This window comes from Rosenbergiella sp. YN46, from assembly GCF_036620675.1.
In the GTDB taxonomy this organism is placed as follows: Bacteria; Pseudomonadota; Gammaproteobacteria; order Enterobacterales; family Enterobacteriaceae; genus Jejubacter.
Window position 1 is genome coordinate 95,037 of record NZ_JAZHEE010000012.1, and the last position, 12,446, is coordinate 107,482.

The window sequence follows — 12,446 nt, forward strand, 5'->3', positions numbered from 1 at the left end:
ACCTACCGCAGCAGATTAAAGATCAGTGATGAAAAGGTGACATCTTTACCAAATTCCTTAAGTGCTTCGGTATTGGCACGGTAATTATCTAAAAGAAGATCGATAGCCTTCCCTTCATCTTCAGCTGATATTTCCAGGTCGATCTTTTTAAAACCGTCGTCAATCAATTTTTTGCGCTGCGCGTCGGATAACTGCGTTTTATTATAAACGTTAATGGCAATGTCTTTTGAATAAAATACCCAGGTCGTCATTATCAATTCCTTCTGGTTGCGATAGGGTGCCTTTCGTTGGTGAGACAGGCGTCATTTCAGGGGTGAAACGGCGCCTGAATAGACGGATTAACGCTGAGTTCCGCAGTTATTCGCACCACCGTGAGTGCTGCTGTTGCTGCGGCTGCCGCCAGCGCAGCCGCCTGAACCGGCGGGCTTATCGTAGGGGTTGTTGGGGGCAAAGAAGCTACCCGCCATGGTTCCACTACTGCCCCGGTTGCCTGCGTTACCGTTGCCTTTGCTGCCGCTGTTGCCTTTACCCCGACCGCTGGATGAGCAGTTGCTGCTGCCCGGGCCGCAGGTACCAAAACCGCCGCCGATCATGATATATTGCGAAGTTGTAATTTCTTTCATCATAGGGTCCTTATTGTTATTGTCCAGTTTTATATATCGATTATGGAAGAGAGAATCCATAGTCGATATTTGGAAGCTACTGGAAATAAATTTGATGTAAATTTCCAAATTGTAACTGAATGTAATTTGGCGGAGCGGTGTGGCGGGTTATTTTTAATTGAAGATGTTACGTAAAAAAGTAATTAATTTCAGGGGGGAGGTAACTGATTTTGTAATATGGTTGAATAACGTTGGCTATTATATTTTTCTGAAAGTATAACGGACGATTTTACGTCCGTTATATTAGGGGGATGTGGTTAAACCACCTGTCCCGCTTCGGCTTCCCAGCGGTAGCCTACGCCGTAGACCGCGCGGATAAACGCCTGTTCGGCATCCTGCGCTTCCAGCTTGCGGCGCAGGTTTTTGATATGACTGTCGATGGTGCGATCGGTGACCACCCGGTAGTCATCGTACAGGTGGTTAAGCAGCTGTTCCCGGGAAAAAACCTTGCCCGGCTCGGCGGCCAGGGTTTTCAGCAGCCGGAATTCGGCGGGGGTTAGATCCAGCACCTTGCCGCGCCAGCTTGCCTGGAAGCGGCCTTCGTCGATAATCAGCGGCAGGGCGTCGCTGGCGCCGATCGCATCGCGGCGTGGCTGAAGGCGGCGCAGAATGGTTTTGACTCGCGCCACCACTTCGCGCGGGCTGAAGGGTTTGCAGATGTAATCATCAGCGCCGATCTCCAGCCCCAGCAGACGGTCGATCTCTTCGATTTTGGCGGTGACCATAATAATGGGCACGTCGGAAAAGCGGCGAATTTCTCGGCACAGGGTCAGGCCGTCGGTGCCCGGTAGCATCAGATCCAGCAGAATCAGGTCCGGCGGCGTCTGGCGAACGTACGGCAGCACTTCATCGCCGTGGGCCAGCAGGCTGGGAGCATAGCTGGCGGCGCGCAGGTAGTCGATCAATAACTGGCCCAGTTTGGGTTCATCTTCCACCACCAGTACGCGCGGCGCGTTGTCATCAATCGGTAATTCGGTCATACGCTTTGACTTCTCTGTAAATCGGTATCCAGTGGTAACTCTACTCTAATGCACACCCCGCCGGAAGGCGAATGGGCGGCCCTGATGGCGCCGCCATGCGCCTGAACAATGTTCTGGCAAATAGCCAGACCCAGGCCGGAACCGCCACTGGCGCGGTTGCGTGAACCTTCGGTGCGGTAAAAACGCTCAAACAGCTTATCCAGTTGCTCGTCCGATACTCCCGGCGCGCTGTCGGCGAAGCTGAGTACAAAGTTTCTGCCGTGCAGCGCGCCGCTGATTTTAAGTTCGCCGCCGGCGTCGGTGTAACGCAGGCTGTTTTCCAGCAGATTAGTGAATAGCTGAAGCAGGCGATCGGCGTCACCGGGCAGAGTCACCTGCTCCGGAAGCGCCAGTTTAAGCCTGAGATCGCGGCTTCGAAACCGCTCCTTAAATACGCCCGCGGCCACTTCCAGTAACGCCACGATATCCAGCGACTTCATCTGGTAAGCCAGTGCGCCTTTGTCGGAAAGTGAAAGCTGATGCAGGTCGTCTACCAGCTTGGTTAGGGTGGCGACCTCTACCTGCAGCGATGAGACGCTTTCCGGCGTAAAGCTGCGTACCCCGTCCTGAATCGCTTCCAGTTCGCCGCGCAGTACCGCCAGCGGGGTGCGCAGCTCATGGGAAATATCCGCCATAAAGGCGCGCCGCATCTGCTGGTTTTTCTCCAGGGTGCTGGCTAACTGGTTAAAGTCGTTAGCCAGCCGCCCCAGTTCGTCCTGGCCCACCGGAATACGGGTGGTGAAGTCCCCGGCCGCCAGCTTATGGGTGCCATCAACCAGTCTTTTCACCGGTCGCAGCATGCCCCGGGCCAGCGGCAGGGTGGCGCCGGCGGCCAGCAGGATCGACAGACCGACGATCAACCAACTGGTGCGCTTCTGCTGCCGGTCGAAGTTGATATCGGTACTGCGGGTCAGACGCTCCACCGGCGACGAAACCACCCAGCCGACGGTTTTCCCGCCCACCAGTACCGGCTGGCTGGCGCCATCCGGCGGAATATGGCCCGGCGGTCCCACTAGACGGCGGAAGTTGACGTCCGTCACCCAGAACTGGGTACGCCAGCCGTGAGGCGGCATTTCTGAATTGGGATCGTGTTCGAACGAGCGCAGCAGTCGAAACAGAAAGCGGTCATTGTGGCGCAGAAAACCCCAGTCGCCGTGAACGGCGTACTGTTCCGCCAGCGCGTCGCTGAGCTGGGAAAGACGCTGCTCGTTGCCGTGCTTGATGTAGTCGATAAAACCGCGCTCGAAGCTGATACGCACCGCCTGATGCATCAGGATCAGTACCAGCAGGCAGGTACCGAAAATGGCGAGAAACAGTTTGGCGGTAATGCCGGGGCGCCAGCGTTTCATTTAATACTCCTTTTGCGCCGTGCGATGGCGATGTTTTTACTGCTGTCCTTCGGTACTCGCGCGAACAGCAGCGCGGGCAGGGCGATAATCACCGCTATGGTCAGCCAGGTATAGAGAAATACGTGGTGGGCGGTGCCACTGTCGATGGACAGATGCTGGCTACCGTACAGGCCCAGCAGCAGACCGGCCAGGGTCACGCCCAGACTCATGGAAAGCTGCATTACCATTGACAGCAGACTGTTGCCGCTACTGGCAAGGTCATCCGGCAAATCTTTCAGCGTCAGGGTGTTCATCGACGAAAAGCGCATGGCGTTAACCATGCCCAGTATAAACAGCACCGGCGGCAGCGCGGCGTTCCAGCCCAACAGTCCGGTGGCCATAAACAGCACGGCGATAAGTGCCAGCGCCAGGGTGGCGAACACCAGAACCTGACGATAGCCAAAACGGTTCACTACCTGAACCACAATGCGCTTCATCCCCATGTTGCCCAGCACCATGGGGATGAACCACAATGCGCTTCATCCCCATGTTGCCCAGCACCATGGGGATCATCATCAGTCCGGCGTAAAACGGCGAAAAGCCCAGGCCCACCTGCAAAAAGAGGGGAATCATAAAGGGCAGCATACCGCTGCCGATACGGGCAAACAGGCTGGCGGTTAGCCCAATGGCGTAACTGCGAGTCCGGAACAGATTCAGGCTGAATAGCGCCCGGGGATTGTCCCGGGCGTGGTGCAGGTAAAGCAGCAGCGCCGCAGCGCCCGATCCAACCAACAGCGCCAGCCACAGAGGATTGATGCCCAACCCCTTACTGCCATCCAGCGCGAGGGTCATAGCCGCCATACCGAAGGCCAGCAGCAAGAAGCCGCTAAAGTCGAAGCGCCGGGTCTGCATCCGGTAGTTGGGCATCAGCCACAGCGTAGCGATGGCGCCGGCGATTCCGACCGGTAAATTGATCAGGAAGATCCAGTGCCAGCTGGCGTACTCCACCAGCAGACCGCCCAGGGCCGGGCCGAGCAGCGGGCCGACCTGGCCTGGCAGGGTCACGAAGGTCATGGCCGCCATATACTGCTCCCGGGGGACTATTTTCATCACCGTCAGGCGCCCCACCGGCACCATCATGGCGCCGCCGATGCCCTGAATCATCCGGGCGATAATCAGGGCGTTAAGGGTAGGGGCCAGGGCGCACAGCAGAGAGCCCAGGGTGAAGATGACAATGGCGCTGAAGAAGATATTACGTACCCCGACCCGGTCGGCCAGCCAGCCGCTGGCGGGCAGCATCACCGCCACCGTCAGCACATAGGAGACAATCACCATATGCATGCGCAGTGGGCTTTCCCCCAGGCTCCGGGCCATGGCGGGAAGCGCGGTGTTGACGATAGTGGTGTCCAGCGCCTGCATAAAGAAGCCGAAAGCCACTATCCATAGCTGCCAGCGCACCGTATTCGGGAGCTCGGTCATCGTTTATTCACCCATCAGCGCTTTTTCGCGCTTGTTGCGGCGTGTGAAGCGCAGCCGCAGACGGTCAAAGAACAGATAGACCACCGGCGTGGTGTAGAGCGTCAGCAGCTGGCTCATGACCAGACCACCGACGATGGTGATCCCCAGCGGCTGGCGCAGCTCCGCGCCGTCGCCGCTGGAGATAACCAGCGGCAGCGCGCCGAACAGCGCCGCCAGGGTGGTCATCATAATTGGCCGAAAGCGCAGCAGGCAGGCCTGGAAGATGGCCTCCTGAGGCGATAGATCGCCGTGGCGCTGGGCCTCGATCGCGAAATCCACCATCATGATGGCATTCTTTTTCACGATGCCAATCAGCAGCATAATCCCAATCAGCGCGATCAGGCTGAAAGGGGCGCCGAACAGTTCCAGCGCCAGCAGGGCGCCGACCCCGGCAGAAGGCAGGGTGGAAAGAATAGTCAATGGATGAACATAGCTTTCATACAGGATCCCCAGCACGATATAGACCGTAGCGATGGCCGCCAGAATCAGGATAACCTGGGAATTCATGGTTTCCTGGAATAGCTGCGCGGTTCCGGCGTAAGAGCCGCGCACCGATGGGGGAACCCCAAGTTGGGTCATGGCTTTGTCGATGGCGGCGCTGGCTTCGGAAAGCGATACCCCGGTCGGCAGGTTGAAGGAGATGGTAGACGACGCTGACAGCCCCTGGTGATTTACCGACAGCGGCGCATTGGCGGGCTGCCATTTGGCGAAGTATGACAGCGGGATCGGTTTCCCGTCCTTGTTGATAACGAACATCTGATCGAGGGCGCTGATGTCCTGGGTGTAGCGCGGATCGACCTCCATGACCACCTTGTACTGGTTCAGGGGTTGGTAGATGGTGGAGATCTGGCGCTGGCCGAAGGCGTTGTTCAGCAGGTTGTTAGCGTCGGAAACGTCAATACCCAGCCGCGACATGCTGTCGCGATCGTAGACCAGATCCATTTCCGCGCCGTTGTCCTGCTGATCTGAATTGACGTCCGCCAGCTCCGGCAGCGCCGCCAGCGCTTTACGGATCTTCGGCTCCCACTCGCGCAGGGCGCTAAGGTCGTCAGACAGCAGACTGTACTGGTAGCTGGCGTTGGACTGGCGTCCACCCACCCGAATATCCTGCACCGCCATCAGGAACAGGCTGGCCCCCGGCTCTTTGGCCAGCTTTTTACGCAGTCGGTCGATGATCTGCTGGGCGCTTTCGTTACGCTCCGACAGCGGCTTAAGGGTAATAAACATCATGCCGCTGTTGACCCGGGAACCGCCGGTAAAACCGGTGACGTTGTCCACCGCCGGGTCCGCATGGATAATCGTCATAAAGTCCTGCAGCTTGCCGCGCATCGCCTGGAACGAGATGCTCTGATCCCCCTGAATACCGCCCATCAGGGCGCCGGTGTCCTGTTCCGGGAAGAAGGTTTTGGGAATGGCGATATAGAGCCAGACGTTCAGGGCGATGGTAGCGAGCAGCACGCAGCCTACCAGCCGGGCGTGGTTCAGCGCCCACTTAAGGGAACGGGCATAGCCCTGCTGCATGGCATTCAGTAGCCGACCAATGCCGCGATTATGCCGGGGCTTGTCGCGGTTGCGCAGCAGCCAGCCGCACATCATCGGCGTCAGGGTCAGCGAGACCGCCAGCGAGATACCGATAGAGACCGAGAGCGTCACGGCGAACTCACGAAACAACCTGCCAGGCAGGCCGCTCATTAGCAGCAGCGGCAGGAATACCGCCACCAGCGACAGGCTCATGGAAAGCACGGTGAAGCCGACTTCGCGCACCCCCTGCAGCGCCGCCTGTAGCGGTTTCATTCCCGCTTCGATATGGCGGGCGATATTCTCCAGCACCACGATGGCGTCATCCACCACAAAGCCGGTGGCGATGGTCAGGGCCATCAGCGACAGATTATTCAGGCTAAAGCCGCACAGGTACATGGCGGCGAAAGTGCCGATAAGCGACACCGGCACAGCCACCGCCGGAATAAAGGTGGCGCGTCCGGAACGCAGGAACAGGAAGACCACCAGGATCACCAGCCCTACCGAGATCGCCAGGGTCTGTTCCACTTCCGCCAGTGAAGCGCGAATGGTTGGAGAGCGGTCCATCGCCACCTGAAGATCGATGGCGGCAGGAATGGTTTCGCGCAGTACCGGTAGCCTTTCGCGAATCCTGTCCACCGTTTCGATAATGTTGGCTTCCGGCGTTTTGCGCACCATCAGCAGAATGGCCGGTTTGGCGTTGGTCATCCCGGCGTTGCGCACGTCCTGAACCGAATCGGTCACGGTGGCGACATCGCTCAGGCGCACCGCGGAGCCGTTGTTGTAGTGCACCACCAGCGGTTGATATTCGGCGGCGGTTTTCAGCTCGTCGTTGGTCTGCAACAGCCAGCGCCGGGTATCGTCTTCCACCGCGCCCTGGGGGCGACGCACGTTGGCGCTACTGATGGCGCTGCGTACCGCATCCAGCGATACCCCCTGGTTAAACAGCGCCTGCGGATTCAGCGCCACCCGGACGGCGGGCAGGGAGCTACCGCCGACGCTGACGTCGCCCACGCCGTCGATCTGGGCGATGGTCTGGGCCAGTTGGGTCGAGGCATAGTCATACAGCTCGCCCTGGGAGTAGGTATCCGAGGTAAGCGTCAGGATCATGATCGGCATGTCCGACGGGTTAGCCTTGCGGTAGGTCGGGCGACTGGGCATGCCGCTCGGCAGCAGGCTCTGGGCGGCGTTAATAGCCGCCTGTACGTCCCGGGCCGCGCCGTTGATATCGCGGCTGAAGTCGAACTGCAGAATAATGCGGGTACTGCCCAGCGAGCTGCTGGAGGTCATCTCATTGATCCCGGCGATGCGCCCCAGCGAGCGTTCAAGTGGCGTCGCCACCGAAGAGGCCATGGTTTCCGGCGAAGCGCCAGGCAGCGAGGCGCTGACCATAATCACCGGAAAATCCACTTGCGGTAGCGGCGCCACCGGCAGCAGCCGGAAGCCCAGCACTCCGCACAGCGTAATGGCGACGCTGAGCAGAATGGTGGCCACCGGGCGGTGAATAAAGAGGGCGAAGAATTTCACTTACGCCTCCTCTTCACGCTTAGGGAAACGGCTGCGGGTCCAGTGTGACAGACGGTCGAACAGCAGATAGATGACCGGCGTGGTGAACAGCGTCAGCACCTGGCTGACCAGCAGACCGCCGACCATGCCGATGCCCAGCGGGCGACGCAGTTCGGCGCCGACGCCGGTACTCAGCATCAGCGGCAGGGCGCCGAGCAGCGCCGCCAGAGTGGTCATCAGGATCGGGCGAAAGCGCAGCAGGCAGGCCTGATAGATGGCCTCATAAGGGGCCATGCCCTGTTCGCGCTCCGCCGCCAGCGCAAAGTCGATCATCATGATAGCGTTCTTCTTCACGATGCCGATCAGCAGGATGATGCCGATAATGGCTATCACATCCAGCTCGCTGCCCGAAAGCCAAAGCGCCAGCAGCGCGCCGACCCCGGCGGTAGGCAGAGTGGAAAGAATGGTGATGGGGTGAATAAAGCTTTCATACAGCACTCCCAGCACGATATACATCGCGACGATCGAGGCGACAATCAGCCAGACTGTGCTGCCCAGCGCCGCCTGGAAGGCGAGGGTGCTGCCCTGGAACGAAGTGGTGATATCGCTCGGGAAACTCAGGGACTGTTCAGCTTCGTCGATCGCCTGTACCGCGTCGCCCAGCGAATAGTCGTCCGGTACGTTGAACGAGATGGTGGTCGACGGGAACTGATCCAGATGGTTGATGGTCAGCGGCCCAAAGCGCTGTTCGACCTTCGCGATAGCGTTCAGCGGAACGATACCGCCATCGCTGCTGGTCAGGCGAATATGATCCAACGCCGCCAGCCCTGGTGTGGTGCTGGTGTCATGTCCCAGTACCACCCGGTACTGGTTGGCCTGGGTGTAGATGGTGGAGATCAGCCGCTGGCCAAAGGCGTTATACAGCGCGTTATCCACGTCTGACATGCTGATGCCCAGACGACTGGCCGAGTCACGATCGACGTTAACGTACGCCACCATCCCCTGGTCCTGCCAGTCGCTGCTGACATCGGCAAGCTGGGGCAGGCTGTTCAGCTTATCCATGAGCTTCGGCACCCACTGACTTAGCTCGTCAAGGGAAGTTGCCTGCAGGGTAAACTGATACTGGGTGCGGCTTACCTGGGTATCGATGGTCAGATCCTGTACCGGCTGTAAATAGAGCGTGACCCCAGGCAGATTCGCTACTTCCTGCTGCAGGCGCTCAATGACTTTGCTGACCCGATCGTCACGTTCATCCAGCGGTTTCAGGTTGATTTGCAGACGTCCGCTATTGAGCGACGGATTGGTGCCGTCGACCCCGATAAACGAGGCGACGCTCTCTACCGCCGGATCTTTCAGGATCACGTCTGCCGCCTGACGGCTTCGGTTTGCCATGGATTCGAAAGAGACTGACTGCGGCGCTTGCAGGGTGCCCTGGATAATGCCGTTATCCTGCACCGGGAAGAAGCCTTTGGGGATCATGACCCACAGCAGCACCGTCAGCACCATGGTGCCCAGCGCCACTCCAAGGGTCAGCCATGGGTGGTTAAGCACCCGCTTCAGCACCCGACCATAGGCGGCGATGATGCGATCGAACATCCGTTCGCTGGCCCGGGAAAAGCGGTTCTGTTTACGCAGTGACTCGTGGCTCAGCATGCGGGCGCACATCATGGGCGTCAGCGTCAGGGAGACCACCGCCGAAATCAGAATCGCCACTGACAGCGTAATGGCGAATTCGCGGAACAGACGGCCGACGATATCGCCCATAAACAGCAGCGGAATCAGCACCGCAATCAGTGAAAAGGTGAGGGAGATAATGGTGAACCCTATCTCACCGGCGCCTTTCAGCGCGGCGGCCAGCGGTTTCTCGCCCTTTTCTATGTAGCGCGAGATATTCTCGATAACCACGATGGCGTCATCCACCACAAAGCCGGTGGCGATGGTCAGCGCCATCAGCGTCAGGTTGTTGATTGAAAAGTCGAAAAAGACCATCACCGCGAAGGTGCCCACCAGCGACAGCGGTACCGCCACGCCGGGAATAATAGTGGCGGGCACGTTGCGCAGGAACAGATAAATAATCATCACCACCAGCGCGATAGCCAGCATCAGTTCGAACTGGGTATCGGTCACCGAGGCGCGAATATTGGTGGTGCGGTCGGTCAGCAGCTCCACCTTTACCGATTTGGGCAGGCTCTCTTTCAGGGTCGGCAGCAGCTTACGGATATTGTCGGCGGTGTCGATGATATTGGCGCCCGGCTGACGCTGGACGTTCATGATAATCGCCTGATCTTTGTTCGCCCAGGCTCCCAGCCAGCTATTTTCGGCGCCCTGTTCCACGGTTGCCACATCCCCCAGTCGTACCGGTGAACCGTTCTGGTAAGCCACGATCAGCTGGCGATACTCTTGCGCTGACTTCATCTGGTCATTGGCGGAAAGGGTAATTGCGCGGGCCGGGCCGTCCAGGCTCCCTTTGGCGGAGTTAACGTTAGCGTTGCTGATGGCGGTACGCACCGTTTCGCTGGTCAGACCAAGGGCCGCCAGCGCCTGGGCGTTAAGATTGACCCGCACCGCCGGACGCTGACCGCCGGAAATGCTGACCAGACCCACGCCGGAAACCTGGGATATTTTCTGGGCCAGCCGGGTTTCCACCATATCCTCAACCTGGGTCATCGGTAGAGCGGAGGAGGTGACGGCCAGAGTCATAATTGGCGGATCCGCCGGGTTTACCTTGCTGTAGACTGGCGGGTTGGGCAGGTCGCTGGGTAGCAGGTTGGTGGCGGCGTTAATCGCGGCCTGCACCTCCTGCTCAGCCACATCAAGCGGCAGGCTGAGCTGGAACTGCAGAGTGACCACCGACGCGCCGCCAGCACTCTGGGAGGACATCTGCTTAAGCCCCGACATCTGACCGAACTGGCGCTCTAGCGGTGCGGTAATGGCGGAAGTGGTTACATCCGGGCTGGCGCCGGGGTAGAGGGTCACCACCTGAATAGTGGGGTAGTCCACCTCGGGCAGCGCCGACACCGGCAGGAAGCGATAGCCGATAATACCGGCCAGCATAATAGCCACCATGACCAGCGTGGTGGCGACCGGGCGTAGAATAAACAGGCGGGACGGGCCGCCAGTGGCGCTGGGAGGTAAAACCTGCATCAGGAACGCGCCCCCTGAGCGCCGCCTTTCTCTTTTGGAGAGGCGCGTTTATCGGCACTGGCTTCGGCATTGTGGGCATCCACCACTTCCACCGTGGCGCCTTCGGTCAGACGATCGATGCCGTCGGTCACGACCCGATCCCCCGCGGAAAGCCCGCCGGTAATCACCACTTTTTCGCTGTCCTGAATGCCGGTGGTCACCAGATGTTTGCTGACCCTGTTACCGTCGCCCAGCACCCAGACGAAGTGGCCTTCGTTACCCATTTGCAGTGCCGCGGAAGGGATAACGACCGCGTCATGCTGGGTATCGACCAGCATACGGGCATTGACGAACTGGTTGGGGAACAGCCTGTCGTCCTGATTAGCGAAGCGCGCCTTGAGTTTGATGGTGCCGGTGGTGGCATCGATCTGGTTATCCAGGCTTAACAGTGCGCCATCGCTCAGTTTCTGCTTATTGGTGCGATCCCAGGCTGCGACGCTCAGGGTCTGGCCCGCCTTTTGGGCTTCCAGAATTGAGGAGATATCGCCTTCCGGCAGAGTGAAGACCACGTCGATGGGATGGGTCTGGGTCAGCACTACAATACCGGTGGTGTCGCTACTTGATATCTGGTTGCCGATATCCACCTGCTTCAGGCCAACCCGGCCGTCGATAGGGGCGGTGATGCGGCTCCAGTCGAGCTGTAACTGGGCGCTGGCGACTGCGGCTTCATCGGCCTTAATGGTTCCCTGGGTTTCGCTGACCAGCGCCTGCTGGGTGTCCAGCTCCTGGCGTGACACCAGGTTGGTTTTGGCCAGTTGCTGATAGCGTGCCAGATCGCGACGGGCGTTGGCGAGCGTGGCGCGATCTTTCGCCAGCTGGCCCTGAGCCTGGGCGAGGGCGACCTTAAATTCGCTGGGATCGATTTCCGCCAGAAGGTCGCCCGCTTTTACCTGCTGACCTTCCTGAAAGTGGATAGCCATTAGCTGACCGTTAACCCGGCTGCGTACCGTAACGGTATTGGCGGCGGTGACGGTGCCAAGGCCAGTGAGATAGCGTGGAACCGACTCGCTGGTGGCGGTCGCCGCCTGTACTGGCGGCGCCGGGCCGCGCATACCGCGCCCTCCGCGGCCGCCGGCCCCCGGCTTTTGCTGACCGGCAGCCTGCTGGGATGCGCCGCCGTTGTCGCCAGAGTGCGAATACCAGAAAAAAAGCGCAGCCAGCGCAATAATCACAATGCCCGCCAGCCATATCCAGCGGTTCTTCTTAGAGCCTTTCATCATTAACGTCTTCTACCCTGAAACGATTTGGCGTAATGGTACTAGTTTAGACGGCCATCGACAGGGAAAAATGAAGGAAATATGGAAAGGGATTCAGGAATAGTCTGGTTCCTGGGATGGTTGTTATCAGACTTTACAATGCAGGTTATCAGAGTGCTACGCGGCAGCGAGAAAACCAGGATTATCTAACGCGTTCCTTCTTTAATAAGATTCTGGCTGTTGTTATTTTAACCTGCCGTTAATTACAGGGGGCTGTATTTCTGTATTCGGAATTTTGTTAATAATTTGGTGTGCTTTCGGTGTTGTTTCATTGACGGTGAAATATTATTACGGTGGCGCTGTGTTCTGGAGGAATATGCCGCGCCGGCGAAGGTTCCGTTCACCCGCGGTGGATTAACAGAGAAGCAGTGGCGCAAAGTGAACGGAACCGCCCACCGCATCGTCATATTCTGCCGCTTCTGTTCTGAAACCGGGCGCCGAAGCCGTCTGTCACCC

Annotated in this window: 8 protein-coding genes and 1 pseudogene; all 9 read right to left on the minus strand. The window is 58.8% G+C overall.

Features of this window, described 5'->3' with window-relative positions; all coding sequences use genetic code 11:
* Positions 1-2: 2 nt before the first annotated feature.
* Positions 3-251 carry a hypothetical protein gene (locus V3W49_RS11345; RefSeq protein WP_500145538.1) on the minus strand — a complete coding sequence of 83 codons (249 nt, stop codon included), beginning with the start codon at positions 249-251 and terminating at the stop codon, positions 3-5.
* An 87-nt stretch (positions 252-338) separates the two neighbouring features.
* The gene (locus V3W49_RS11350) at positions 339-626 is read right to left on the minus strand and encodes a hypothetical protein (protein ID WP_500145540.1); all 288 of its coding nucleotides are present in this window, start codon (positions 624-626) and stop codon (positions 339-341) included.
* Between the two features lie 293 nt (positions 627-919).
* The gene (gene baeR / locus V3W49_RS11355; protein WP_500145542.1) at positions 920-1,642 is read right to left on the minus strand and encodes an envelope stress response regulator BaeR; all 723 of its coding nucleotides are present in this window, start codon (positions 1,640-1,642) and stop codon (positions 920-922) included.
* Positions 1,639-3,030, minus strand: coding sequence for an envelope stress sensor histidine kinase BaeS (gene baeS / locus V3W49_RS11360; protein ID WP_500145544.1), 1,392 nt, complete (start codon positions 3,028-3,030; stop codon positions 1,639-1,641). The genes baeR and baeS overlap by 4 nt, the downstream gene beginning before the upstream one ends.
* Positions 3,027-4,488: pseudogene (mdtD, locus tag V3W49_RS11365) on the minus strand (multidrug transporter subunit MdtD). Before mdtD ends, baeS begins: the two are co-directional and overlap by 4 nt.
* Before the next feature lie 3 nt (positions 4,489-4,491).
* Positions 4,492-7,572, minus strand: coding sequence for a multidrug efflux RND transporter permease subunit MdtC (gene mdtC / locus V3W49_RS11370; RefSeq protein WP_500145545.1), 3,081 nt, complete (start codon positions 7,570-7,572; stop codon positions 4,492-4,494).
* A complete protein-coding gene (locus V3W49_RS11375) occupies positions 7,573-10,695 on the minus strand; it encodes an MdtB/MuxB family multidrug efflux RND transporter permease subunit (RefSeq protein ID WP_500145546.1) in 3,123 nt (1,040 codons plus the stop codon).
* A complete protein-coding gene (locus V3W49_RS11380) occupies positions 10,695-11,951 on the minus strand; it encodes an MdtA/MuxA family multidrug efflux RND transporter periplasmic adaptor subunit (RefSeq protein ID WP_500145553.1) in 1,257 nt (418 codons plus the stop codon). The genes V3W49_RS11375 and V3W49_RS11380 overlap by 1 nt, the downstream gene beginning before the upstream one ends.
* 242 nt (positions 11,952-12,193) lie before the next feature.
* The coding region (locus V3W49_RS11385) for a hypothetical protein (RefSeq protein WP_500145548.1) at positions 12,194-12,446 on the minus strand (253 nt) is incomplete at its 5' end.